Here is a 26,263-nt window from a genome sequence, read left to right as displayed (position 1 = left end):
CAAGTTCCTTCACTGATGAACCCGGATATTCTCCGTCATATCGCTCCGGGGCGAAGATCGTCGGGAGCCGCCGCAGAATCCCCTGTGGTCCACTCGAGGGTGGAGCGGCTCGTAGTGGATCGGTGGCCGACCGATCGCCCGCGGATCACCTGTTTCAGCGGCGATAGCGCCTCGACCGTGGGATCCGCTCGGAGCGCAACCGCCGGCCTGTCTCACCACGCGGGTAACAATTGCGGCCCCCTCGATGCTTCTCCACCGTGCAATCAGACAAGGCGTCGCGCAGCCGCGGCCTGCCTGGCGTGCAGCTCGGCGCCTTTGCGCTTGAGCTTGCGCCGCACCCGCTCCCCGAAGGCGCACGGATAGCCGCAGAGGACCGCAGCCTGCTCCCACGTGCCGGCGTAGTGCCCAGCGAGCGCCAGCGCGACACGCCGCTCGTCGCGACCCAACATTTCCAGGACCCGTTCGACGCGCATGTCGTCCCACCCGTAGGCCATTGCCTCGAGCTCGTCGGTTGCAGCGACCGTGTCCGCCAGCGTCAGCAGCGTGCCACCCGCCAAACGAACCGGCCGATCGAGCGACGCAACCCGAGCACTCCGAATGCGGGTCCGGCCGAGCGGCCGCCACATCCGGCGCTGATCGCGCACATCGGTCGGCAACCGCCGGACCGCGGCGTGGTCGCCGTCGGGATGCACGCCGTCCAGCGGCGCCTGTAGCAGCGCGTTACCTGTCGCCTCGACGTTCTCATCGGTCGGCGGTAGGCCGAGCCACCGGCTTGCGAACTCGGCCACGGCCGACCGGCTGGCCGACGGTTCCTCGCGTACGAGGGCGTCCCTGGCGTGGTAGGCCGCCCGTACCGCGCACCCCGCGGCCGCGCCCGCGAACGCCGTCTCCTCGAAGGGCGGAAGCTGCTCGGGATCGCCGACCAGGACTAACCGATGCGGGTCCACCCCAAGGTTGCGCCAATGCGTAAGCAACTGCACGACGAAGTTTGAGTCGACGTTGGAGTCGAGGATCATCGTCAGCGCTGATCCGCCACTGGAGCTATCGCGTGGGGCAACGGCGGTGTTGGATTGGGGCGGCACGAGGTGCCGTACGACCGCCTCGATTGCCGGTCCGGCCACGGCTGACGGAAAGTCGATTTCGCTCAGTTTCGCGTTCTGGTGGGCGCCACGGATGACAACATATGACGCCGCGGCGGTCAGTGCGCTCGCCATGGCGCCGTCGATGCCCGCCGAGTCCACGGCGGCGCATTCCCGGCACACGCCCTCCGACCCTCGCCGGCGCGCCGGGCCCTCCGAAAAGTTGTTCTGCGCAGAGTTAGCCGAGCCACTGGGTTCCGCGGCCACCTCATTGGAGCCGGAGCCGGCTGGCTGAGGCACCCACCACCCCACACCACCCGCCGGTTCGTCGCTGGTGAACCCGTCCTTATGACCCATGCGCTCGCCCTTCCTCCGTCAGCTGATGTACCCCTCACCTTCTTGGCTGCGCAGCGCCAAGAACCGGCAAAAAATCTTGGAGCGACTTTGTTCCGCATCTTCGGCACTCTGCCGCACCCGACACGCAAAGTCCGGTGCTTCTCGAGGCACCCAGCACGCGCTCTGTCGTGCCTGCCTGACGAACGGTACCGGCCGTCGCGCAAGCCACGTGGTTCAAGTGGTGCAGGTCGATTAGGCGGACTTGGTCTGCTCGCACACAATCGTCGCCTACGAATCCGCACCCTCCGCCAGGAGAGCTGGTTCATCACCCAGGCGCTGCGGCATGCCGCCGGACTCGGCGTGCGCGGCGTCGTCGCCTTCGCCGATCCCATACCGCGATGGCGGCACATGTCTCGCGGCCGTGTCCTGGTCAAGCCGGGTCACATCGGCGTGCTCTACCAAACCTGCTCGGCGCTCTACACCGGGCAGGCCACGCCCCGGTCGCTGATCATGCTGCCGGTGCCACCGTGCTGGCTGCGCGGGCTGCCGCGAAGTTGACGGCCAGGGAGCGTGGCGGGCCGGGGGGGTCGTGGCTCGCCTCGTCGAACTCGGCGCGAGCCCGCCGAGCGCGGGGCAGTTGCCGCGGACTGGCTGAAGCAGGCGCTGGCCGATGTCGGCGCCACCCGGATCCGGCATCCCGGCAATCACCACTACGTGATCAAGGTCGGCGGTCCGCGACAGCGCCGCAAGACCGTCATCGCGTACGCCGGCCGCCTCTACCCGGCACCCGCTATCCCTGACCCGAAGGAGCTGACCCACCCATTGACCCCGCCATCACACAAGCAGTGCGCCGCCGGGCCACCCGCCCCCACGACCGCCACGCTCGCGGCGACCGCCACGCTCGTGGCCGAGCACACGCCGCAAAGGACACAAAGGCGGCTGCGCGGCGCACGCAGCGCTCACGGCGAGGTGCAGCCTTGTTCACCGCTGGCCGGAAACTTTGATCTCGGCAAGTGTTCGAGCCGTCTCGAGGCCGCATTCACGACCCGGTGAGCGAGGCGCTGCGGGTCGCGTGGCCCCGGATCCTGGCCGACCCCGGCTCGTCCCGCAAGACCCCACCCCGTGAGCCTGCTGCTCAACAAAGAGTTCTTGCGGGTGGGTCTTGCGGGCCAGCGCCGATCGGCCGGCCGTCAGGATCGGGCCAGCGCCCCGGGGCTGCGTCGCACTCCGGGGTCTTCGCCGCGCGGCCGGCTGTCCGGTTCGGAAAGCACACGGCGCGGCCTGCTTCACGGGAGGGCCGATTCATGCCTTTGCACGTCATCACCGTCTACCACAACACGAGCGGCCGGTTCCGTCCGTACACGTCGGCCGACACCCTTCGGGAAGTGATCTCTCATTGCCGCGAGCTGCCCGCGATCGTTGAGCTGGAACAGGTCGCGGAGTGGCTGTTCAACCTGTTCAACGCGGATCTGGAGGCTCTCGAGCAGGCGCGGGAGAACCCCGGTGGCGAGTCCGGCTTCCTGCTTGCCTGCACCTACCGGCTGCTGCGCCTTCGCTCGCTGTCGGTCGGCGATGTTGTCGCGATCACGGCCGGCGAGCACACGACGTGGCTGTCCTGCGACCCGGCCGGCTGGCGCCGCATCGTCGCACCGGAGCAACCAGCGCGGCAGACGCTGGTGACCGCCATCGGCGAGGCCGTGCGGACGCGTCGCCATGGTTGAGCACCCGTGCCAGCAGCATCCTCTCGCTCAGCACACCGATCGCTGCCGAACCGGCGTCTGCCGATTCTGCCGGGCCGACCTGCCCACCTCTGGTGCGGTGGAGTGCCGGGCCTGCCGGCTGAACGTGTGCCCGGGTTGCGACGGCCGGTTCCAACCCGAGCTCGGTCCGCTGTGCCGGCCGTGCACACCACCGCCGCACGAGCCGAGACCCGGCGCCGGGCAGCAGTTGTTCCGGCTCTGTGTCTTCGAGCTCGCACTCACGTGCGGGCACCTGGCCACCGTTGCGCTCACCGGCTGGTATCCGGTGAGCGTGTCCTGCTGCGACCGGCTCGGTGGCACCGTCCGCGACGGTCTCTACGTGCCGTTCTCCTCCGACGTGGACTACGTCAAGGTCCTGTCGGAGCGATACGAGCACCGGCCCGCGGCGACCCCGGCCGCACCGACCCGGGTGATCAACCGGCGACCTCGCACCGACGACCCTCACCAAGGGATGTATCCGGGCCTGGGCACTACCGGCCGTTATCCCGCTCGCGTCGGCGCCACCTGTCAATGCTGACGAACCTCGGCCGGTGATCACCTGCCATCGAGCCGGAGCCGGCTGGCGCCTGTGCTCGCGCAACGCCGCCGACCGGCTTTGTACCTACATATCTTCGTAGCGGTGTTCTCCGCCGCTGACTGACAGCGGTTCGGCCGGAGACGTCGCGACCGGCGCCGCCCTGAAACGTTCGGCGCTCAGCCCGAGAGCCTGCCCGCCGCTACATGGGCAGGCTGCCATTTCCCTTTCGGCCACCTCATCTCACGCAAGGGACCAGCCATGATCATTTTTCTTACGCTCTCGCCGTCGGTGAGCACGCATCGCGCGCATGGACGGCGGTGGCCGGCATGACCTCGGTGACCGCCCTGAGCCTGTGCCCCGAAGGAATCCTCGACCGCCTCGTTCTCGTCTCGGCCGAGACGACGGCCGGCGGTGGCCGGTTGGACATCGCCGGGCCCGACGGGGCCGCGACGCCCGAGCTGCGCGACCGCGTCTACGCCGGCATCATCAACAGCGGCCTGACCTGGCGGCCGCAGACCGTGACGGTCGCGGTCAACCCGCTCGGCGGCGCGACGGCGCATGCCTGCGCCGATCTGGCCGTGGCCGCCGCGATACTCGCCGCGACGGGGTACCTGCCGGCGACGGCCCTGGACGGGGTCGTGTTCCTCGGCGAGCTCGGCCTAGACGGCGCCATCCGAACGGTGCGCGAGACGCTGAAGCTGGTGGCGTCCGCCGCCGAGCTCGGCTACTCGACGGTGGTCGTCCCGGCCGGCAACGCCGCGCAGGCGCGACTGGTGCCCGGCATCCGCGTCGTCGCGGCCGAGACTCTGCACCAGGTCGTCCGGTGGGCGACGACCGGCGAAGACCCGGTACTGATGGAGGCTGCCGAGCCGAGCCGGCCGTCCGCCGTAGTCGATGTGCCGGACCTGGTGCAGCTTCCCGCCGGCTGGCGAGCGACCCGGTTCGCCCTGCAGATCGCGGCGGCAGGCGGGCACCATGTGCTGTTCACGGGGCCGGCGGGTGAGGCGGTTCTGGCGGCGCGCTGCCTGCCGTCGCTGCTGCCGGATCTCGACGACCCGGCGGCATTGCAGGTCAGTGCCCTGCACGCCGCGGCCGGGCTGACAGTGGAGGAGCTGATCCGGCGTCCGCCGCTGCTCGCCCCGCACTGCAGCTCGTCGTTCGCGTCGGTGCTGGGTGGCCGCAAGCCGGGCGCGGTGAGCCTGGCACATCGCGGTGTTCTGCTGCTGGAGGACGCGTCCGAGTTCGACGAGCGGATCCTGCGGGCGCTGCGCCAGCCTCTGGACTCCGGGATCGTCCAACTCGCCCGAGCGCGCGGAGCGCACACCTATCCGGCCGGCTTCCAGATGATGCTGACCTGCCGCACCGGCCACGGCAGCGCCGTCGCGCAGCGCGCCTACCGAGCCCGGCTTGCCGGCATCGCCGACCGCGCTGACATGACGATCGCGGTCGGCAACACCCCGTCCGCCGACGCGGAACCCGGCGAGGCATCAGCGCCGGCCGCCGCTCGGGTCGCCGCGGCCCGGGCCGTGGCCGCGGACCGCTGGCGGGCCGAGGGCTACGCGACCAATGCCGACATCCCGCTCGACCGGATCCAGCAGCGCCCGTTCCGGCTGCCGCCACCCGTACTCGCCCCGGCTGCCCGGCTGCGGGAGCAGGGCGCGATCAGCAACACCGGCTACGGGCAGATCGCCCGGCTGGCGTGGACCATCGCCGACCTCGACGGGCTGCCCTTGCCCGGCCGCGACGAGGTCGAGCGGGCGATTCAGCTGCGCCGGGGAGAAGCTCATGACTGACCGTCACGACGACCGGGCCGCGCGGGTGGCGCTGAGCCATCTGGTCGAGCCGGGCAACCTGGGCCTGCACGAGATGGTGCGCGACGGCGGTGCCGTCGTCACCGTGCAGCGGTTGCTGTCCGGTGACATCCCGGACGAGTCGCTACGCGCCAGGCTCGGTGCGGCTTTCGCTGTCGGCGGTGACCCACGCCGCCGGGCCGACGCAGCCCTGCACCGCGCGGAGCGGTTCGGTGCCCGCGTCGTCGTCCCCGGCGATGACGAGTGGCCCGCCAGCGTCGACGACTTGGGCGTTGCCGGCGCCGACGGCCGCATAGATCCGGGCCTGCTCGCGCCACTGTGTTTGTGGGTGCGCGGACCCGGGTCGCTGCGCGACTGCGCGCGGCGGTCGGTCGCGGTCGTCGGCGCCCGCGCCGCCACCGCGTACGGCATCCACGCCTGTACGGATCTGGCGTCCGGGCTGGCTGAGCACGGCTGGAGCATCGTCGCCGGCGGCGCCTTCGGGATCGACGCCGCCGCGCACCGGGCTGCCCTGTCCCGTGACAGCTGCACCGTGGCGGTCCTGGCCTGCGGTGTGGACCGGCTGTACCCGGCCGGCAACGCCGCATTGCTCGAGCAGATCGCCGCATGCGGGCTGCTGGTCAGCGAATATCCGCTCGGAACGGAACCGGTGAGGCATCGCTTTCTCGCCCGAAACCGGCTCGTCGCCGCCGTAGCGTCAGGGGCGGTGCTGGTGGAAGCGGCACGGCGCAGCGGCAGCATCCACATGATGGGCCGCGTCCTCGACCTACACCGGCCCGCGATGGTCGTACCGGGCCCGATCACCTCGGCCCTGTCGGCTGGCTGCCACGAACTGCTGCGCACCCGGCCCGAGGCCACCCTGGTCACCGAGACCGCGCACATCCTCGAGGCCCTCGACCGGGCCGAGATAGCGGCCACCACACCCCCGACGAGCTCGACAAGCCGTAGGCGACGGGGGTGAGCGACGGCGATCCAGCGCCGACACACGTGACCTGACTCCGTCATCGCCATGGCGTACCACGCCAGCTCACGTCGCGACGCCGCCGCCGGATCTCGTGAACCCGAGACGCGGCCATCACGGCTGCGTGCTGGGCGCCGGGTCGATGCTGGCCAGGCACTGTGGCCGACCGGCGGGGCGGGCGCAAGGCGTGTCGAGAACATCTTGGCCTTCGGCCAGAGATCTTCTCGCCCCACTGCCGTGCGCCCGCCACCGGCCACCCGGCCTCACCGTGCCGGCGGGCCAGCACACGCCCACTGGCGCCAGCCTTTCGGACCGGTAGGCGTGTCCATCGGCCGCCATTCGCGGCCTTCAACCCGTGAAGGGCTGACATCGTCATGACCTCCTCCGTTCTCACCGTGGCACCCAACCGGCACCTGAGCCTCAGCACGCTCACCGACCAGCTGCGCCGGCAAAAGGAACAGAGTTTTGATGTCATCGCCAGCGCCGACACGCTGCGCTGCGTCGACGGCGGCCTGGTCATCCCGCGGACCGTGCCCACCCCCACGCCCGATGGTGTGGACATGGGCACTGGCTTCTACGGGCTCAACGACATCGCCCTGGCCGGTATCAGCGCGAAACTCGACATCCCGCTGCCGTACCTGCGCCGCATGGCCGGCCTGCGCGAGCCCGCCGACGCGAACCTGCGGCTGCTAGATGCCAACGTCAACGGCTGGCTCGAGCGCGACGACCGCCGGTTCCTGGTCCGGCTGCTACGTAACCAACCGTCATCCGATCACGGCACCGTCCGGGCGTTGCTGTCCGACCGGTACCTGCGCCTGAACCACCTCGACGTGCTGATCGCCGCGCTCGACGGCATCCGCCAGGCCGGCGTCGGCGTGCAGGTCGCCTCCTGCGACCTGACCGACCGGCGCATGTACGTCCGGTTCGTCTCCCCCGAGATCCATGTCATGGCGCCGCAGCTGCTGCGCAACTATCGGTCGCCGTTCGACGGGCGCCGCGGCAGCGACCTGCCGATCATCTCCGCCGGGTTCCTGCTCACCAACTCCGAGACCGGCTACGGCCGCTACACCCTCGCCCCGTATCTGCGGGTCGAGGTGTGCCAGAACGGCCAGACCATCGACCACGCCAAGATCGGCCGCACCCACGTCGGTGCCCGGATCACCGACACCGACGGCATCATCACCGCGTCCGAGCGCACCATCGCCCGCTGGCTCGACCTGATCCGCGAACAGACCACCGACGCGGTCCGCGCCTACCTCGACGTCAACTTCCTCACCCGCGCCGTGCACGACCTGGAACGCGCCGCCGGCATCGCCGTGCCCAAACCGCAGGACACCATCAAGATCGTGGCGCAGCAGCTGCGCTACACCCAGCAGCAGCAGGACGACATCCTCGCCCACTTCATCCAGGGCGCCGATCCGACCGCCGGCGGCGTCATGCAGGCCGTCACCTCGCTCGCCCGCAGCACGTCCGACGCCGACACAGCATTCCAGCTGGAATCCAGCGCGACCCGGGCCTTGCGCGTCGCCGCAGCCGCGGCCTGACCAGCCACCGCCCACGGAGGAAGGGGATGGCTCCGGACCTCGGCGGCATCCCCTCGTTCGCGACCGCAGCAGACCACCGGCGGTTCCGCCGGCTCTCGCTCGTCAGCCCTATGCCTCACAGGAGGTGCATCGTGATGGCCGATCCGGTCACCCTGCACAACGGCTACTACCTGATCGACACCCACGCGTGGCTCGCCCAGCGCACCGGCGAACGCCACGACAGCTACAGCACCCAGCTGGCCGACTTCGCCCGCTGCGACGTCTTCGACCAGTACACCCCGGCGATGGACACCGCGGCGCGGATGCAGCTGTGGTGCGCCGCGCGTGGCTTCGCTCTGCACGAGGAGGTCGCCTCGATCGAGCACGACGACGAGTGCCTGGCCGCCCCCGTCACCATCGTTCTCGCCACCACCACCAGCGTTCCGGCGCAAGCCCTCGCTCTGGTCAGCATCGGCGGCGGGACGCCTCAGGTGTACGCCGACATCACCGACGACAGCTTCTGGCAGACCGTCGGCATCATCGCGATCACCTGCCTCGTAGGGCACCGCTGGAGCTGGGATGGCGGACGGTACCTGTACGCCGACGACGGCACCGAGCACTGCGTCAGCGACCTGTACGGCCGCGACGCGAGCGTGATCAGCACCTGCCACGCCTGTCAGGCGTACGACAACGGCGACTTCGACGAGATGTGCCCTTGTCCCGGCTACGCCATCTACTGCCCGACCTGCGCCGTGCGCTGTGATGTCGGATTGCCCGAGATCCCGACCATGACGGAGGCGCCGCGATGATCCGGCTCGTCTTCCCGCTGATGGACGTTCTGGCGCTGGCCGAGCACGCTATCTTCGCGCCGCGGCACAAGCAGTTGCACCTCGAACACGAGACCGGGGCCAGGGCGATGCCGGCGCTGTGGTTCGTCGGCGACCACGGCCTGTACCTGATGTCCAACGGCCTACCCGGACGGTCCAGCGGTGCCGGACCCGACCGGCCGCCCGACGTCTACGCCCGCGGCTACCACACCGCTATCGACAAACACGCCATCAGACAGGCCATCGGCGGTGACGACTTCGTCGAGGTGCTCGCACTCGTCGAACGGCAACCCGACGGGTCGGCCCTGTACGCCAAGCTCACCGGCGGCGCCGCTGCGGGCGCGACCTGGCTGGTGTTCGACATGGACCACACCCACCTGGAGCTGTCTCTCGCCACCGGCGACGCCCCGCTGTGAACCGTCGATAGCACGGCCAGGCAGGCACCTCCCACGGCGCGTGCGGGTCAGCGCCAGGCAGCCGGCCGCAACGGGCAGGCCCACGTATTCGAGGGCGCCGAGCAGTCAGCGCCGGGCTCGCCGTACGGCGGCCACAACGAGAATCACGCGTCCGCCTCACCGGCTTGATCGAGAACCCGTTCGAGGCGCACCGGGCAACGTCCGGCCCGGATAAGGCCTGACCGCGCGAGCGCCGCGCTGCGTCGTCCGCTCCAAACGAGTCCGGCTCCGGTGGCGGCACCAACCCGCACAGATGTAGATACGTTCCTTTCTTCTGGTTCTTGATGTTGTCAGTCGCCGCCATTCGACGGGTGGTGGCGTTGGCCAGCCCGGGGCTCGCGCGGGTGCTGACCGCTGATCCTGGCCGCCCGCGGCTGGTCCCGCAAGACCCGCCCGGCCAGCCATCATCCCGAAGCGAATCCGTGGGCTGGGCGAGTCTTGCGGGCCTGCGCCGATCGGCCGGCCCGGGACGGATCAGGCCAGCACCGCTCGGGCGAGCGCCCGCAGCGGTCCCGCAACCCCTTCCCTTTATCTGCTGGAGGCATTGCATCGTGACTACTGTCGCCACTGACACCAGCACCATCGTGGAGCCGGGCCTGGACCAGGACGGACTGTTCGAACCGGAGCCGGTTCCGGGCACCGACCTGCAGCCGGCACAGCCCGCGTCCGCCGGCGGAATCGTCGCAGTCCAGGTCGTCGAGGGTGAGATCGTCGACGGGCCGGTCCACCTGAACACCGGCGAACAGCCGGCGCCGATGCCGTTTCGGGCCGGGATCCTCGACGCCCGCACGCTGCGCGAGTCCACGCGCTTCAGCCGCGAGGACATCGGCGACCTCACCGAGCTCATCGAGTCCATCCAGCAACGCCGCGGGGTCAAACTGCCCCTGATCGTGCTCTCAGTCCCTGACGAGGGCTCCGACCACGAGGCATTCGAGATCGTGGACGGGCGGCGCCGCAGGCTGGCCGCGATCGAGGCCGGCTACTACCCGGTGCCGTGCTGGATCCTCGACGACGAAGCCGACATCGAGCTGATCCTGACCATGCTGGAGGTCAACGAGCACCACAAGGACCTCGCAAACGTCGAGATCGCGAAGGCCTACCAGACGATGCTGGACCTCGGTTCCTCCGAGCAGCAGATCGCGGTCGCACGTCGCCAGCACGTCGACGACGTACGCGCGGCGGTCCGGGCCCGGCAGTTGCCGGCTCCGGCCCAGCGGGCGTTGAACGCCGGCACGCTGACCTTCGAGATGGTGCAGGCGGTCGACGAATTCGCCGACACCCCGGACGACCAGCAGAAGCTGCTCGACAAGATCGGCGACGAGTGGAGCTTCCGGCAGGTACTGGCGCGGCTGCGGGACAAGCGCAGCTACCAGCGGGAGCGGGATCTGGCCAAAGCGCGGCTGCTGCTCGACGGCGTCGACGTGACCCCGCGGCCGCGTGCCCTGGACTACTCCGACGGTCCCACCCCGATCGACAGCCTGGTCGACGCGGACGGCCAGCCGGTCGACGTCGAGGCGGTCAAGGCCCTACAGGGTTTCCACGGGTTCGTCGAGAAGGACGGCGCCCAGGCGCGCACGGTCGTCTACTGCGACGACCCGGCCGCGCACGGCTACACCCGCCGCAAGGCCCTCTCGGCGGCTTATCACGGCATGTCCGAGGAAGAAGCCGCCGCCAAACAGGAGCAAGAACGGCTCACCGCCGAGCGGATCGACCGGCTGCGGCTGGCCGCCGGGGTGCGCCGCGAATTCGTGGTGTCGGTGTACGGGACGGCCAAGGCCGCCAAGACGCTGTTCGTCGAGGCGCTGCGTGCCGTCACCCTGGGCGCCGCGCTGACCCGCCCGGCGGACCTGAACGACCTGTTCACCGCGCTCGGCGGCTCCGACCCGGACGTCCTCGCCGATGCCGGGGAGGACCGGCTGCGGCGCACCCTGGTCGCGAAGTTCATCTGCCGCCTGGAAGCCAACCTCGACACGCTGCTCGACCAGCTGGCCGGCCGGTGGACGCGGCCCGACGAGGCCGCCGTCATCGCCTGGTACGACCGGCTCGCCGCCCACGGCTATCCGCTCACCGATGACGAGCAGGGCGTCCTCGATGAGCTCGCGGCGACGATCGCCGCCGATCAGGACCCGGCCCCCGACGACGGCGAAGAAAACGAGAAAGACGAAGACAACGAGGACGACACGGAGCTCGCCGAGCAGGGCGCGTCGCCGCACGACCCGTCGCAGGCATCCGCCGTCCACGACGACGCGGAGGTGGAGCCGCCGGCCGAAGTGGTTGACCTGTCATTCGGCGCCAGCGCCAGCGCCAGCGGCGACGGCGACGAGCTGGGCGAGTTCGAGGACGCGGCCTGATCGACGCAGGCCCGCCCCTGTGTGGCCCTCGCCGACTCCCCCCGGTGAGGGCCACACCCGGCCGCCGATTTCACGAAGGAGATGGCGAACGATGGCTCGCTGCACCATGGCCGAGGCGTGGCGCCGCATCAGCACGCTCAACCCCGCCGACGCCAGCCGGCTCGTCGGCTACAGCCTGCTCGACAACCACATCCCGGCGATCCCGACCGGCGCCCTGACCGAGTCAGCGGCGCAGGCGCTGCACGACAACCTCTACCGCGACGGCAAGCCCGCGACCGGCGACAGCATCGCTTACGTCGTCTGCAGCGACGACACCCCCGTCGCCTGGGTCACCTACCACGCCAAGATCGTTCTTCCCGAAGCAGACCTGACGACCTATCGGGCCGCCCACCAGATCAACGCGATGGGCGCGCTCACCCAGCTGTCGCGTCGTGCGCTCACGGACCTGGCGCGGCGCCGCGATGACCGCGAGCACCGCAAGCCCGGCGCGAGACGCGAGATCCGCTGCGACTACACCCGCGTGCTGGTCGCCGACCCGGCCGAACCCACCCTCACGTGGTGGACCAGTCTGCCGGCCGATCCGGACCAGGCCCGCGCGCATCTGGCGGCCGTCACCGGCGGCACCGACGTGCTGGTGCTCGACGCCTACGGCTACGGCGCCTACAGCCTCGGTGACCACCTGCTGCCGGTACCGATGCTGTGCACGATCGAAGCCCTGGCCGCCGAACACTACCTGCCCGCCTGGGTGGTCGGTGACTGGCTGACAGCTGAGGGTGCGCCGCGTTCACAGCCCGACGCCGCCACCGTGCGGGCCGAGTTCGACGCCGCCTACCTCGGATTGTTTGCGAATCTACGCGCCTACGCCCGCACCGAGTATCAGCGGCGCGGCTGGGCCGATGTGTTCACCGTCGCCGGCATCCCGCCACGGCTGTTCGGTCTGGACCGGTTCACCGCGGACCTGTTCTGCGATCAGGTGCGCCAGGTGCGCCTGCCGCACGGCCAGATCGCCGTGTTCCGGCGGTGCACCGGCTGACCGACTCGACCTGCTGTCCCTTTGCCGGCGTGGTCCCGGGCGCTTCGCACCAGCGCCCGGGACCACGCCCCCCTTTGCTGCTGTGAGGAGGTCCGCTCCAGCTGAGGCGCTGGCCGGCATTCCGGTTCTGCGCCGCCCGGATGCACCGCGACCGTCACCGCCGCTCGCACGGCCAGCCCTGGCCGACACCGTTCCCGACCGCGGGCAAAAAACCGCCAGTGGAGCTTTCGAGTCTTCGCTCAACTGTCGTGCCCGGTGAGGACGCGGCCCGTCACCGTGGAGTTGTCATGATCTGGTACCCGTCAATCGCACTCAGCCCTGGCATCTGTGATCCGTCGTCGGCGCAGGCTCCGTCGGTGGCTTGCGCTCGTCCTGAGGCGGGAAACGCTCAGCGGACTGCACACCATCGGCGCCACGGCACCCTCGCCGCCGCCCACGTCACCGTCACGCCCCACGCGTTCCGGCGTAGCCCGTCGTGGCCGGCTCGGGAGGTGACGTGACATGGTGGTCTCGTCGGCACGCCGCACGGCCCTGCCCGGCTGGGCACGCTCGTTGGCCGGGGCGGCGGCACGGTACGCCGCGGCGGGGATTGAGGTCCTGCCGTTGCACACCCCTGCTCCCGGTGGCGGCTGCAGTTGCCGTGACGGCGCGGCCTGCCCGTCGCCGGGCAAGCATCCGCGGCTGCATCACGGTCTGCGCGACGCCTCCCGTGCTCCCGCGGCAGTTGCCGGCTGGTGGCGCCGCTGGCCGCAGGCGAACATCGGCCTGGTCACCGGAACCGTCCTCGATGTCTGCGACATCGACACCAACGACGGCCTGCACGCGGTGCTCGACCTGCTCGACGTTGCCCGGCCACCCGGGCCGCTGATCCGCACCGGGGCAGGCTGGCACCTGTGGTACGCCGCGGACGGCCTGCCCAGCCGCGTCGGCTTGCTGCCGGGCGTGGACTGGCGTGGCCGCGGTGGCCTGGTGGTCGCGCCGCCGTCGCGGCACGCCAGCGGCGCCCGCTACACCTTCCAGCAACCCTGGCACCTGCATCTCGCCCTACCGGCCTGCCCACCGCAGCTGCGCACGCTGGTCCAGCCTCCACCACCGGGCGCGCCGCGCGGCGATCGCCTGATCGCTGACCTGGACCGCTACACCCAGGCCGCCCTTGACGGCGAACTGCAGCGGATCCGCAACGCACCGCGACCGACCGTCCGGAGCGGCCGGCGCATCACCGCAGGCGGCCGGAACAACGCGCTCAACATCGCCGCGTTCCGGCTCGGGCAACTGGCCGCTCGCGGCCCGATGGATGAGGCCGCGGTGCGCCGCCACCTCGCGGACACCGCGATGGCAGCCGGCCTCGGGCGCGAGGAAACCGAACGCACGATCGCCTCCGGCTGGGAAGCCGGCCTGCGGCAACCCCGACGCCGACCGGCACCGGCACCGGCACCGGCACGGTCGTGACGCTGCCGGACGCGGGAGCATCTCGCGGTAGCCGGGTCGCACCCCGCTCTGCGAGGACCAGGACGCACTCGCGCCCTGTCGTCGCTCCCTGTCGTCACTCGCTGGCGTCCAACACGATGTCAGTCGCTGGTCCCCAGCACGATTGAAGGTCCTGCCGGTTAACGCGCTCCAGGCTGCCGAAGGGCCGGGATACCGGTAGCGCGCGTGGCCGGCGCCCATGCCGAGCATGAACGTCACCCCCGGTCCGCAGGACGGGGCTGATCCGTGTGCGGCCGAAGGTGCTCGGCTGAGGACCCGAAGGTCAGCCCACCCGGGCCGGGGACACAAAGCCCCGTACAGAACATCTTGGCAACCGTGTCTTGCTGCGCGCGACGCCAAGATCTCCTGCCCGGGGCCTTGCCTCCCTCGGCCCATGGGTGGGCTCTGACCGGCCCGTCAGCGCGGCACCCCGGGCGCCAGGACCACCCGGTCCGCATCCCGGCGGCTGCCGCACCAGCATCAAGCTGATCGGAGCCACACCGATGCACCAGCACACCCTCTCCGGCCGTCTCGGCGACCAGCCGCAGCTGCGTCACACACCGAATACCGGCACGTCCGTCTGCACCCTGCGTCTGGCCCACGACCGCTGGTCCAAGGGACCCGACGATGAATGGATCCAGGGCGAGACGCTGTGGCTCGACGTCACCGCGTGGGGCGAGCTCGCCGAGCGCTGCTGCCAGTTCGCGAAGGGCACGAAGGTGATCGTGAATCTGCGCGATGACCTGAGGACGCGGACGTTCCGCCGCGGTGACGACACCGTCGGCGTCCGGCTGGAAGCCACCGCCTCCACCGTCGAGGCGGTTCAGCCGCGACCGCGGGCAGACGAGGACGCCAGGGCCGATTCGTACGCGCAATACGACCTACAAGCCGCCTAGCCCGCCGCATGTCCGGGGCCGTCAATGCCGCGGCCCCGGACCACCGCCCGCCGAGCATCCACCCACCCTGTGAGGGAGATCGTCATCGTGATGTTGTTCGAGTGCCTCGTCGAAGGCAAAGTCACCGCCGCCCCCGAGTCCGACACCACCGCCAACGGCAAGCCGTTCGTCCGCTTCACCATCGAGCACGAGCAGGGCTACCACGACGCCGGCCGCGGCTGGGTCACCACCGGCCGCACCGACTACCGCGTCACCTGCTGGGACAAGCGACTCATGCCGGCCCTGACCGGCATCCGCCGCGGCCAGCGAGTCCTGGTGCGCGCCACCCGGTTCAACATCCTCAACGACAACGACACCGGCGAGCCGATCTTCAACCTGACCCCCGACTACGTCCGCGTCCTCGAAGCCACCCCCGAGCGGCCCCGGCAGCGCGACGGGCACATGGTGCGCACCGCGCACGGCGAGGACATCCACGCCGACAAGTACCCCGACGTCGTCACCAACCGGGACCTGATCCATCACCGCTGACCCGACACGGCCGAGGGCCGCCCCGGTACACCCGGGCCGGCCCTCGGGTCGTTTCACGGGAAGGAGCATGCGTTGCCGTCGCCTCACAACCAAGCCGCCCGCCAGCCCCTGCCGACCACACCGATCACGTCACCTGATGCCGACAGGCTCGGAATGCAGGGCAGCCGCCGATCGGCCTGCCCCAGTGCAGCGGGCACCGAGCCGGGGCCCGACGCGGCGCGCTGGCCTGGACGCGCGCTGACCGACACCACCTGGTCGCCGACGGAGCAGCCGGCCACCTGCTGTGCCGGCTGGTACTTCGAGCACTCCATCGCATGCCCGGTACCGCACGTGCCCCGCAACTGCAGCGACTGCCACGCCGCGCCCGGCACCTCGCACGTCTACCCGGCCTGCTCCTGGTACCAGTAACCCGGCGAGCAACCAGCCCGCTGCTAACCCGCGCGATCGCCGACCGCCGCCCGTGAGCAGCTCAGGTCAGAGAGCAGCACCGGCCGACAGGCGTCGTTCATCGCCGGGACCTCGCGCTGCCACGGCCGCCCGTCCGACGCTCCCCGGCTGTTACGTTGGCCGGGCCCGCAGGGAGCGCCAGTGCCCGCCGCGTCCGTCGCCGGTCGTCACGGCGAACACGGCGGGGCGCGCCGAGCCGCCGCCCTCGCCAGCTCCCAGAGATGACCGAACCGGCCACAACCGGCAAGCCGGGAAAACATCTTGGAAGCGCAGCGCCGAAGATCCCCTCACGACCGGAACGCCGCGCTTCCAAGATCTTTTACCCCAAGAAACAGGCTTGCCCGCCGCGGCCGGCCCGGTCTCCCCGTGGCCCCTGTCAACGCGGCAGCCCCGGTGCGAACCGGTGAACGCCGCACCGGTCCGCACCGTCGGAGGCCACGCCATGAGCACCAACACCACCCCTGCCAGCTCCCACGAGCACTCCACCGCCGGCACCAGCGCCGCGACGGCTGAGCCCGAACCGGCTCAGCACATCTCCGGCGGCGAGGCCCCGCTCACCCGGCACCTGGCTCACTCGCTCGTTCACGTCGTCGGCCTGATCGCCGCGCACACCGCCGCTCTCATGGTCCTCGAGAAGACCCCGCTGCTCGCACTGCTCTCGCTGCACTGACGGCGCCTTCGCCCGGGTGGGTGTCTGATCCGGACATCCACCCGGCGCACCGCGCCGGCTGCGATCTGGCTCAGCCCGTGGACGACACGGCAGGACGCTTCGTTGCTCGAACGCGCGGCCGTGCACGGGCCCGCAGTGCTGGGCCGAACGCCGCGCGCCTGCTCGTCGGCTGCGGTGGCCACCGAGTGTCACCGGCGCTGCTTTACGTGGCGGAACACGGCCTGCGCATCTCACCACCATCACGTGGCCTCTCGCCCTGGCCGCACTGCGCGAGGAAGCCGCCAAACGGACCGTCCGCGTGACGGTCCGCATGGCCTCTGCGGGCGTGTGCCACCTGTCGAGACCGCGCGAGCGCCCCCGTCTATCCGAATCGCCAACACCCACCCCCGGAGACACTGATGGACAACGTCGTGACCGTTCGTGGCCCCTTCGCCGCCTCACCCACTGTCAGGCACTGCGACCTCGGCGCGCATCGCCTGCGCGACGACGAGCCCTGGTGGCAGGTGACCGACTTCAGCCGCGGCTGGGCCGACGGCAAGGGCGTCGCCTGCGCGGCACACCTCGCCGAAACCGAAGCAGCCTTCAGCGCCGGCCAGACCTACAAAGTCGGCGGCCTGTTCGACGCCGAACGAACCCGCTGGCCCCAGGGGCCGCATCTGTGGATGGACGACGAGGACGTCCCGGTCCGGCTGGCCATCTTCCTCACCGACCCCAGCCCCCGGGAGATCGCCGCCGTTGAGACCGGCAAGGCCCGCTTCGGCTGGACCGAGCAGGGCATCAACGGCTTCCTGCTGTTCAAGTACGGCGACTCGCCGTGGAACGACGCCCCGTTCAACCCGCAGCGACTCCACACGCCGTTCGCCCTGCAGCCGATGTCGCGAGGAACCCACACCCGGATGCTGACGTTCCTCGTGCACGCCGACACCGGCCGCATCGCCGCCATGCGAATGTTCAGCTGGCCGGCCTACTTCCTCAACCACGTCATCGCGTCCGCACGCCGGCTACAGGACGTTCCCTACGACGAGGCGGCGGCCAACCTGGCGCAGCAGGACTTCTACGACCGCTACCCCGACGGCCCGTCGCTGTACCGGCTCGTGCGCGCCCTGCCGCCGGAAGCGACCTGCACGGGCGGACAACGCGACGACCGACCCCACTGACACACCAGCACAAGGGCACACCACGCCGGCAGCGCCCTCGCCAACACCCCTGCTCGGGCACAGCCCGGGCGAGGCCATTCCGCCCACAATCCAGAGCGAAGCTGGAGATGACCGATGGCAACCCCACAAGCGAAAGCCGGCGACCGAGTCAAGCTCCTGCACTGCGCCGACCCCCACACCACACTCGACCCCGGCACACTCGGCACCGTCACCCTGGTCGACAGCCTCGGCACGATCCACGTTCTTTGGGACAATGGCATCGAGCTTGGGCTCGTCAGCGGCGAAGACGCCTTCGTCGTCATCGAACCCCCACGCTGAGAAACAACGGCGCGGATACAGCGGCACCACGTTTCATGGGACGGCCGTGGCGATCACCGCGTCTCGCTACCTACCAGCCCCGGCCAGTGGCTCCGCTACACCCACCGCTGTGCCACATCGCCGCAAGTTGCTCCTGCGGCGGTGGCTTCCGCAACCCCGACCCGCTCGCCGATCTCAACGCGGCATGGCGCGCCTGAGAAAAGACGGTCCTGCCGCGACACCGCACCGCCGGCAACCGCCTGTCATGCTCACTGCGGCCGGCCCTGGCGGGCCGGTAAAGCGGAGCGGCCTACGGCCGCGCTGCCGAGACCCTTTTCCGGCCGCTGGCTGCGCCAGCAGGATAGGTTGTGCGGCAGCCTCCACCAAATCCGCAGCGGGCGGGTAAAACATCATGCACATACCACATGATATTTTACCCGAAACCCCCCGCCACGAATTTGGCTCCAGCCACCGCACAACCTGGCGAGCAAGCTCGCCCCCACCGCCCGAAAAAGCGCCTCAACACCCAACCCCGCGCCATCTAGCTGCAAAGGTGCGCGGCCCGCCGCACTCAATGGCTCCGTCTATCTTCTTTTATTAGGCTTTCAGTGTATTGATACACGCCATTTTGATTGGTAGAGTTTTCTTTATCGGGAGCGGCAACTCCCGATAACGTCGAAAAAGCACCAGTTAAAGGGATGGTTTACCGTGAGCGCGCATCAACTCTACGATTTGGCGGACGGTATCGCGTTAGTGGTCGCCGGATGGGACCCCGGACACGGCTCGTATTACGTCAGCATCTACGAAGACGGCGACGCGTGGCCCTGCCCCAGCATCGAGCTCGGCGACGACGCTACGCCGATCGCCAAGCCGGAATGGGTCCTCGAGATTCTCGACGGGTACGCCACGGCCCCAGCAGGCTTCGTCGAGACCCTGCGCGCGGACGCGGAGAAGGAAGGCATCAGCGACATGCAAGCCGTACTCGCCGTCGCCCGACCCGCATCCGCCGCCTACCAACTCGACGAGTCAGACGTTCCGTTCTAGCGCCAGCGCCGCCGGGGGACCGATGGTTCCCCGGCCGTTCGGCGCCGCAGCGGCCGCGTCGACGCGCATCGAGCGCGCCGCCCCGGGCTGCCGCGCCCACCGCTCACGGCCGCACCACATCGACGCGGGCGCGAAGAAGGCCGACGGCCTCCCGAAGGAGGACACCCCGCGAAGGGTGTACCCAGCAAGGTCCGTCGGCCTAAACGTCGACCAAGCATCCGGCATCCGAAGACGCCGCAGGACGGTCAGCCACAAAGCTACCGCGCCGAGCCCAACACCGGCGACCCCGGGAACGCATCCACCGCGACAACCGGGCCGCATCGGCCGTCACGGGCCGCCCTACTCGCTTGCCTCGCCGAGCTCAGCGGCGCCGCGCCCTCGTTCTGACTCGGCGGCCGCTTCGACCGACGCTCGGCTCCCGCGCCGTCGCTGCATCGACGAGCCCGCCAACAACTGCTCGGCCTGCGCGTCCACCGCCGCGTCCGGCGCGCGCTGCACCGCCCGCCGAACCTCCGCCAGTGACGGTCCTACCAACACGGCAGCATCCTGCACCGACGCGCTCAGCCGCGCCAGCACCGCCACCGCAACATCACGACGCTGCACCGCGACCGCCACCGCCTCATTCAGCCGAGCCGTCACCACGTCCCGCTCCCGCTCGGCCGCCTCCACCGCCGCCTGACCCGCCGCCACACCATCCAATGCCCGCTTCTGCGCAGCCTGACGCCGCCGCAAATCCCGCTGCTCCGCCGCATGCTGCTGCCGCAGCCGCGCCACCGCATCATTCGTCGCTCTGCTAGCCATCCATCGAAGCTAGCTTTCCCCACACCTCATGCCCACACTTCAAGGTCCTCCTAAAACTAGCCAGAGTTTCCCAAGTTGCCTGCTATTTCTAGCCAGATCATGTCTATCCAGCAAAGACGCCCACGAGCTCTCTAAACCCTTCTCAAAATCAGCACACCACATGGCATTCACAATGTCGCAAAGGGCGCGGTGCGTGCATACGCTCGGCGGCATGCTCACGGTCACGCGGATCGCTCCGGGCGCCGGGATCAAGTACCTGACCCGGCAGGTCGCTACCGGCCGGCACGACTTCAAGCCGGCCGGGCGCAGCAGTGCAGTGGCGTATCACGCTGATCCGGGCGCGCATGGGGAGGCCCCCGGCTGGTGGGCAGGGCAGAGCGCAAGCCTGTTCGATGTGCACGGTGAGGTCACCGAACAGCAAATGCAGAACCTCATCGGCGAAGGCAAGCATCCGCTGACCGGCCAGCAACTCGGCCGCCTCTGGCGGCAATTCCCGGCGATGGACGACGCCGCCCGGAAGGCCGCCGTCGAAAAAGCATGGAAGGCATTGCCGGCAGATGCCACCTACGAGCAGATCGCGCAGGTCTGGCTACGGATCTGGACCGCCCCGGAACGGCATCCTGTCGCCGGATTCGACGTCACCGTCTCACCCCAGAAATCGGTAAGCCTGCTCTGGGCGTTCGGCGACGACCACGTCAAACACGAAGTAATGGCCGCCCACCACGACGGCGTCCGCGCCGCCCTCGAGCACCTACGTGCGCACGGCGCGTTCACCCGGCTCGGCACCAACGGCCTCGTGCAGGTCGACACCGACGGCCTCGGGGCGATGGTCTTCGACCACCGGATGAGCCGGGAGAAGGACCCGCAGCTGCACTCGCACATCATCGTCTCGGCCAAGGTGCGCATCCAGCGCGGCGGTCGCCAGGACTGGCTGGCCCTGGACAGCCGCGCGTTCTACCAAGCGACCATCGCGTCGCGGATCGCCTACGAACGCGCCGTCGAGCACCAACTCGGCCAGCGTCTGGGCATCCGGTTCACTGCCCGCGAAGGCTCCACGATCCGCGAAATTGCTGGGATCAGCAGCCGGGCGATCACGCACTACTCGAAACGGCGCACCGCTATCGAGCAGGAGATGACTGGCCGGCTGACCGACCCGGACACCGGCTGGCAGCGGCTGACCATCGGCCGGTGGAGGCGGAGCGCCCAGGACGCCACCCTGCGCACCCGTCATCTCAAAGACGCTCCCGAATCGACCCGCGACGCCGTTGCCCGCTGGCACCGCGAGGACCAGCACGCCGGTCTCGACACCGCAGGCGACGTCGAGCGGATCGTCGCCCGCCGCCTCAACACCGACCTGGACCGGCAAACCGCCGCCGTCATCCGTCACGCCACGCAGGCCCGCGGGAATCGCCGCGTGCGCCTGGACGACCTAGAAGCTGCGACCGCGGCGCTCGGCGTGGAGGGTGAGCAGTTGCGTGCCTCGGTTGTTGACGCCGCTGTGCGGCGGCTGCCGCACCTGGCCGTCGAACGCGCCATCACCGACCTGGCCGGCGAGCGGGCCGTGTTCAGCATCTCGCACCTCGAACTCGCCATCGGCCGCGTCCTGCACGTCGCCGTCGGCGTCAACCGGCAAGCCGACTGGCAGCGGGTGCAGCAGCTCGCCGCCGACGCCATCCGCACGAACGCCGGCGGGCTGCGCGTGCTCACACCCCCGGAACTCGTGGAATGGGGGCCGCAGCTCATCCGCTCGTCAGACGGGCAAAGCATCTACAGCCGACACCGCGACCTGCACCTGACCACTCTATCCGTGCTCGCCGCCGAGCAGGAACTGATCGCCTACGCCACCGGCCACGGCGCCACCGCCGCACCAGCCGCCCTGCTCGACCGCGTCAGCGACCAGCTTGATCTGTCAGCGGAGAAACGCGCCGCGCTGCGGTTCGCCGTCGGGGACACCCGCCGGGTGACCGGGATCGTCGGCCCGGCCGGAACCGGGAAAACCTATCTCCAGGCCGCTGTTGCAGTCGCTGCGCAGCAAGCGGGGGTTCCGATTGTCGGGCTCACAGTCGGGCAGAACGCCGCGTACGTGCTCGCCGACGCCACCCGCCTGGGTGGCCGGGCCGGGATCCGGACCGAGAACATCGCGATGTGGCTGCACGCGCAGCACACGCCGCCTGAAGGCACTAGCCGAGAGGACTGGGCCTTCCAGCCCGGTCAGTGGGTCATCGTTGACGAAGCGTCCCAAGCCTCGACCCTCGACCTCATCGAACTGACCGGACTCCTGCAGCCGGTCGGCGGGAAACTGATCCTGGTCGGCGACCCCGCGCAGATCTCCGCGGTCGGCCCCGGCGGCATGTTCCGGCACCTCGCCGCTCTCGGCCACACCACCACCTTGAGCGAGGTCCGTCGCTTCACTGACCCGTGGGAAGGCCCGGCCTCGCTGCGGTTACGCGACGGCGACACCACCGTGCTAGCCGAATACGACCGCCGCGGCCGGATCCTGTCCGGCCACCGCGCCGAGCTCATCGGGCAGGTCCTGGACGGCTGGGCCGCCGACATCCTGCAAGACCGGACCAGCCTGATCCTCGTCGAAACCGAAGCCGAAGCCGCCGACATCGCCACCCAGGCCCGCCGAATCCTTGTCCACGCCGGCCTCGTCGCCGACGGTCTAGCGGTCACTCTCGCGAACGGCACCCACGCCAGTCCCGGCGACCTGATCGTCACCCGCCGCAACAATCGGACTCTCATCGCCGGGGACAAATTCGTCGCCAACCGCGCCGCCTGGCGCGTCCTCGAGACCAGCCCGACCGGTGATCTGCTCGTCGAAAACACCAGCAGCCGGCATCACACCACCCTGCCCGCGGCGTACGTCGCCGAGCACGTGCAACTCGCGTACGCGGCGACCGTCGACTCCGCGCAGGGCCGCACGGTCGACACCGCCCGCGCCATCATTGACCCGGCGACCGACCGGGCCCGGGTCTACGTGATGGCCACCCGCGGCCGCCTGCTCAATCTGCTCGCCGTCGTCACCGCCGACCAGGCGCCCGAGGGCCACCCGCCGGCCGAGCCTACGGCCGGGATCACCGTGCTCGCCGACGTCCTGCGCGCCGAGGCCAGCGAGCGGTCCGCTACCGAAACCGAACAAACCCTCTGGGCTGACAACGACGCCCTGCACCGGCTCGGCCCCATCTACGACGACCTGCACGCCCGCGCCTCCGCACCCCATCACCTCGCCGTCGTCGAAGCCGCCACCAACCCGGCAACCGCCGCCGCGCTCGCCGCCGACCCCGCCCTCCCGGCCCTCATCAGCCGACTGGATGCCCTCGCCGCCGCCGGCTACGACCCGGACCAGGTCCTCACAGCGGTCGCGTCCCGACGCGAGCTCGATACGGCTCGCGACGTCGCCGCCGTGCTCGCCTGGCGCATCGACCACACCTACGACGGCATCACCCCCGACCCCGCTCAGGCCATCGACGCCACCCAAGGCACCTACACCAGCCGCGTCAGCGACCCCAACGGTGACGTGGGAGACGCACTGCGGCAGATCGCCGCGCTCTGCGACGCCCGAGTCGAAGCCCTCGCCGAACAGGCCGCCGAACGCCAACCGGTCTGGGCTGGCGCGCTCGGGCCGGTGCCCGGCGACGACACTGGACGGCGGCAATGGCTCGCCCGAGCCGCCGTCGTCGCCGCCTACCGTGACCGCTACCAGCACACCAGCGACGACCCCATCGGCCCGCAGCCATCCCACCGCGACACCACCCGGTGGGCCGCCTGGCACCGCGCCCAGGTCGTGCTCGGCGTCGCGACCCTCACCGGCCGCCTCGCCGCCGCTACCGACGCCGACCTCAACGACCTGATCACCGCCCAGCGCGCCGCCGATGCCGCCGCACCCACCTACGTCGCCGGGCAACTCCGCAACGCCCACATCGACCTGGTCGCCGCGGAACAACACCTACGCGACACCCGGCTCGAACTCGCCACCACCCAGCACGCCGCCAACGCCGCCACCACCCGCGCCGACCAGATCAAGCCACGCTGGTGGCGGCGCGGCCCGAGCCGTGCGCGCACCGCCGTCCAGCAGCAAACGGCGCGCGTCGCGGCCCTGCGCTCCACGGTCACCGCCGACACCCTGGCGACCCAGGTGGACAGCGCCGGCACCCGGCTGGCCGCGGCCCGCGACACCGTCAACGGCCTGGAACAACAACACCAGGCTTGGACGCGCTGGTACGACACCAACCTGCCCACCCGGTACGCCGCCCTCGCCGCAGCCGCCGAAACCGCCCGCCGAGCCCACGCCACCGCCGCGCAATCCGCGCGACTCGCCGACGCCGTGCGGACCACCACGGCACGCGTCCGCGCCGTCGACGCCACCCGGCCGCGGCCGCACGCCTACCCCGTCCCCGAGCACCTCGGCCAGGACGCAGCGGGCGCCTACCACCGAGTCATGGACCCGGACGAGCCGGTCGCGGACGAAGCGACTGCGGACCTCGACCATGCGTAGCCGCACATCGCAGGCACGTCGTCGGTTGCGGCGACGGAGGTCGCAGATGTTCGCTGGCCGCCGCCCGGGACCGCTGCCGGCGAGGGCGGGCCGATGACGAGGCATCCGGTCGCGTTCGTCGACGAGTCGTATCTGGACTATCCCGGGCACCCGGGCATGTACCTGCTCGCCGCGATCCTCGTCACGCCGGGCGAGTTGCCCGCCGTCATCGACGCGGCCGCGCGGCTGCCGGCCCGGCCGCGTATCACAGCACCCGGCTCTACCGGCGTGGCCATCTGACCCCCATCGAGAACATGCTCGACGCCACCCACGCCCACGCCGACTGGGCCTACCTCGTCGCCCAAGCGCCGCTGCACCCCGCCGGAACGGAAGCGGCCCGCCAGGACAACCTCGCTCGGTTGCTGCAGCTTCTCAATCAGCAGCGCGTCCGCGACGTCGTGCTCGACACCCGCGCCAACGACGCCGAACAACACCAAAGGCTGCTCGAAGGCCGCAAAACCCACCGCAGCGACCAGCCCGACCTGACCACCTACCGCCGCCTCGTCCGCGACGGCGACATCAGCCCCCGGATGCGCCTCATCCACGTCGACGACCGCCGGCAACCCGCGCTCTGGATGGCCGACGCCCTCGCCTGGGCCGCCCAACGCGCGCTCGTCTACGACGAACCGCAATGGTGGAGCCGCGTCACCGGCATCACCACCGTTTTCGACACCACCGGCGCGCATCTCAGCCTGGACAGCGAAAGGGCCGCTCCACCCGCAGTGAACCCCGCGGGCGATCGCGACCCCCGACACCAGAGCCCAAGCGCTCCAGCACCGTTACCCCGACATTATATGCTCAACGGGGGCACCACGAACCGTACGCACGGGCCCGGAGAGCACTACAAGCAGCTGCTCGATCAAGCGGGCGGCACCGACCTACAGGCCGCCCGCACCCGGCTCAGTTCCCAGGTCGCCGCGCTGTCCGATCACGTCGCAGAACTCACCGTCGCCATCAGCCAGCTCGCCGCCGCGGCCGCACCGGCACTCCCAGCCACGTGCGGCCGTGTTGCTCCCGACCCGCACACCGCCGAGCCCAGCCATCGCCACGCTGAACCAGAGCCGGACGTGAACTGACGAGAAACCCCGTCACTAGCCAGTACGCCCGCGCCGCCGAGGCCTTCGAACAGCTTTGTGGGCAGTCGCGCCAGGACCGCCTGCGTCCCGCTTCAACCTCACTAGACATCGGTGGCCCGGGCCACGGCGTCGGCGTCCGCGAGCGACAATCGGGTATGCCTCCGGTCTACCCGCATGATCACAGCATGCACATCCGACAGCGGATACGCGACAGGGCGGTCCACTTTGGTGTGGGGCTCGTCGTCGCCGCCGTCGGTGTCGTGGTGACCGGCTTCCTGTCGGCGTGGGTTGGCCCGGCAGGTTCCATGCTGATCACGGTTGCGTGGTGGTTTTGCGGGCTCCTCGCGGCGGTCGCGCTGCTCGGCCTCACGGTGACGGCGGGCTGGTACGTGTGGTATCGCCGCCGACGGCCGTCGCTGGACGCGGCTGGAGCCGAAGCCTACGGCGAACGACGCGCGCGACTCCACCGGCCCCGCGACGACGGCGCACCACGTTGACCCGGTGATGCGGGCGCTGGGCGCAGCAACGTCACCGACCGGCTGCGCCGCCGGGCAGAGCCAACGCGGAGATCGACAACCCGTCGCTGGCGGGGTGGCTGAGGTCCGGGCGATGCGTGAGATCCGCCGTCGGCGAGTGACGAAAGACGATCACGTGAGGCGGCAGAGATAGGTCGGCCAGCGAGTCCGCGGC

24 protein-coding genes are annotated in these 26,263 nt (G+C 70.4%); 22 read left to right on the top strand and 2 right to left on the bottom strand.

From position 1 onward, the window contains the following. Positions 1–263 precede the first annotated feature (263 nt). Entirely contained in the window at positions 264–1,241 is a 978-nt protein-coding gene (locus A3CQ_RS0114920) for a hypothetical protein (RefSeq protein WP_020511741.1), read from the bottom strand. A 582-nt stretch (positions 1,242–1,823) separates the two neighbouring features. On the opposite strand from A3CQ_RS0114920, the gene A3CQ_RS0114915 reads away from it, so the two are divergent. The 18 genes from A3CQ_RS0114915 to A3CQ_RS0114830 all read left to right on the top strand — a co-directional run bounded on the left by A3CQ_RS0114915 (position 1,824) and on the right by A3CQ_RS0114830 (position 19,159). Next, positions 1,824–1,973 carry a hypothetical protein gene (locus tag A3CQ_RS0114915; RefSeq protein ID WP_157295873.1) on the top strand — a complete coding sequence of 50 codons (150 nt, stop codon included), beginning with the start codon at positions 1,824–1,826 and terminating at the stop codon, positions 1,971–1,973. 12 nt (positions 1,974–1,985) lie between these two features. Then, a complete protein-coding gene (locus tag A3CQ_RS60785) occupies positions 1,986–2,468 on the top strand; it encodes a hypothetical protein (protein WP_157295871.1) in 483 nt (160 codons plus the stop codon). Between the two features lie 251 nt (positions 2,469–2,719). Next, complete coding sequence (locus A3CQ_RS0114910) at positions 2,720–3,136, top strand: hypothetical protein (protein ID WP_157295869.1); 417 nt, start codon at positions 2,720–2,722, stop codon at positions 3,134–3,136. Next, the gene (locus tag A3CQ_RS60780; RefSeq protein ID WP_157295868.1) at positions 3,129–3,692 is read left to right on the top strand and encodes a hypothetical protein; all 564 of its coding nucleotides are present in this window, start codon (positions 3,129–3,131) and stop codon (positions 3,690–3,692) included. The genes A3CQ_RS0114910 and A3CQ_RS60780 overlap by 8 nt, the downstream gene beginning before the upstream one ends. A 326-nt stretch (positions 3,693–4,018) precedes the next feature. After that, on the top strand, positions 4,019–5,485 hold the full coding sequence (locus A3CQ_RS0114900; RefSeq protein WP_026205712.1) for an ATP-binding protein: 1,467 nt from the start codon (positions 4,019–4,021) through the stop codon (positions 5,483–5,485). After that, on the top strand, positions 5,478–6,464 hold the full coding sequence (locus A3CQ_RS52865; protein WP_020511736.1) for a DNA-processing protein DprA: 987 nt from the start codon (positions 5,478–5,480) through the stop codon (positions 6,462–6,464). Before A3CQ_RS0114900 ends, A3CQ_RS52865 begins: the two co-directional genes overlap by 8 nt. A 374-nt stretch (positions 6,465–6,838) precedes the next feature. Next, positions 6,839–8,008, top strand: coding sequence for a hypothetical protein (locus tag A3CQ_RS0114890; RefSeq protein ID WP_020511735.1), 1,170 nt, complete (start codon positions 6,839–6,841; stop codon positions 8,006–8,008). Between the two features lie 134 nt (positions 8,009–8,142). Then, entirely contained in the window at positions 8,143–8,796 is a 654-nt protein-coding gene (locus A3CQ_RS0114885; RefSeq protein WP_020511734.1) for a hypothetical protein, read from the top strand. Continuing rightward, positions 8,793–9,230: a DUF3085 domain-containing protein gene (locus A3CQ_RS0114880; protein ID WP_020511733.1), complete on the top strand. Its 438-nt coding sequence runs from the start codon at positions 8,793–8,795 to the stop codon at positions 9,228–9,230. Before A3CQ_RS0114885 ends, A3CQ_RS0114880 begins: the two co-directional genes overlap by 4 nt. A gap of 590 nt (positions 9,231–9,820) precedes the next feature. Then, positions 9,821–11,620 carry a ParB/RepB/Spo0J family partition protein gene (locus A3CQ_RS0114875; protein WP_169516277.1) on the top strand — a complete coding sequence of 600 codons (1,800 nt, stop codon included), beginning with the start codon at positions 9,821–9,823 and terminating at the stop codon, positions 11,618–11,620. 91 nt (positions 11,621–11,711) lie between these two features. Next, positions 11,712–12,653 carry a hypothetical protein gene (locus tag A3CQ_RS0114870; protein WP_157295866.1) on the top strand — a complete coding sequence of 314 codons (942 nt, stop codon included), beginning with the start codon at positions 11,712–11,714 and terminating at the stop codon, positions 12,651–12,653. Between the two features lie 501 nt (positions 12,654–13,154). Continuing rightward, positions 13,155–14,102 carry a bifunctional DNA primase/polymerase gene (locus tag A3CQ_RS0114865; RefSeq protein ID WP_020511730.1) on the top strand — a complete coding sequence of 316 codons (948 nt, stop codon included), beginning with the start codon at positions 13,155–13,157 and terminating at the stop codon, positions 14,100–14,102. Between the two features lie 521 nt (positions 14,103–14,623). Then, positions 14,624–15,016 (top strand): single-stranded DNA-binding protein, encoded by a 393-nt coding sequence (locus A3CQ_RS52855; RefSeq protein WP_020511729.1) that lies wholly within the window; start codon positions 14,624–14,626, stop codon positions 15,014–15,016. Positions 15,017–15,085: 69 nt separating this feature from the next. Beyond that, complete coding sequence (locus A3CQ_RS0114855; RefSeq protein WP_020511728.1) at positions 15,086–15,544, top strand: single-stranded DNA-binding protein; 459 nt, start codon at positions 15,086–15,088, stop codon at positions 15,542–15,544. Between the two features lie 889 nt (positions 15,545–16,433). Further along, positions 16,434–16,661: a hypothetical protein gene (locus A3CQ_RS0114845; RefSeq protein WP_157295864.1), complete on the top strand. Its 228-nt coding sequence runs from the start codon at positions 16,434–16,436 to the stop codon at positions 16,659–16,661. A gap of 398 nt (positions 16,662–17,059) precedes the next feature. After that, complete coding sequence (locus A3CQ_RS0114840) at positions 17,060–17,818, top strand: hypothetical protein (RefSeq protein ID WP_020511725.1); 759 nt, start codon at positions 17,060–17,062, stop codon at positions 17,816–17,818. A 114-nt stretch (positions 17,819–17,932) separates the two neighbouring features. Then, positions 17,933–18,136, top strand: a complete 204-nt coding sequence (locus A3CQ_RS0114835) for a DUF4314 domain-containing protein (RefSeq protein WP_020511724.1) — start codon at positions 17,933–17,935, stop codon at positions 18,134–18,136. A 687-nt stretch (positions 18,137–18,823) separates the two neighbouring features. Next, positions 18,824–19,159: a hypothetical protein gene (locus A3CQ_RS0114830; RefSeq protein WP_020511723.1), complete on the top strand. Its 336-nt coding sequence runs from the start codon at positions 18,824–18,826 to the stop codon at positions 19,157–19,159. 339 nt (positions 19,160–19,498) lie between these two features. Here the strand turns inward: A3CQ_RS0114830 and A3CQ_RS0114825 are convergent, their stop codons facing one another. After that, positions 19,499–19,960, bottom strand: coding sequence for a hypothetical protein (locus A3CQ_RS0114825; RefSeq protein ID WP_157295862.1), 462 nt, complete (start codon positions 19,958–19,960; stop codon positions 19,499–19,501). A gap of 211 nt (positions 19,961–20,171) precedes the next feature. Between A3CQ_RS0114825 and mobF the strand changes: the two genes are divergently transcribed. The 4 genes from mobF to A3CQ_RS0114805 all read left to right on the top strand — a co-directional run bounded on the left by mobF (position 20,172) and on the right by A3CQ_RS0114805 (position 26,070). After that, entirely contained in the window at positions 20,172–24,458 is a 4,287-nt protein-coding gene (gene mobF, locus A3CQ_RS63640; protein ID WP_026205710.1) for a MobF family relaxase, read from the top strand. Between the two features lie 93 nt (positions 24,459–24,551). Continuing rightward, positions 24,552–24,737, top strand: coding sequence for a hypothetical protein (locus A3CQ_RS60775; protein ID WP_020511721.1), 186 nt, complete (start codon positions 24,552–24,554; stop codon positions 24,735–24,737). A 14-nt stretch (positions 24,738–24,751) separates the two neighbouring features. Beyond that, positions 24,752–25,573, top strand: a complete 822-nt coding sequence (locus A3CQ_RS60770) for a hypothetical protein (protein WP_020511720.1) — start codon at positions 24,752–24,754, stop codon at positions 25,571–25,573. A gap of 185 nt (positions 25,574–25,758) precedes the next feature. Next, a complete protein-coding gene (locus A3CQ_RS0114805; RefSeq protein WP_020511719.1) occupies positions 25,759–26,070 on the top strand; it encodes a hypothetical protein in 312 nt (103 codons plus the stop codon). Positions 26,071–26,263 lie beyond the last annotated feature (193 nt).

This window comes from Paractinoplanes globisporus DSM 43857, assembly GCF_000379645.1.
Taxonomy (GTDB): Bacteria; Actinomycetota; Actinomycetes; order Mycobacteriales; family Micromonosporaceae; genus Actinoplanes; species Actinoplanes globisporus.
The sequence above is the reverse complement of the archived record's forward strand: the minus strand, read 5'-3'. Positions and strand labels throughout refer to the sequence as shown.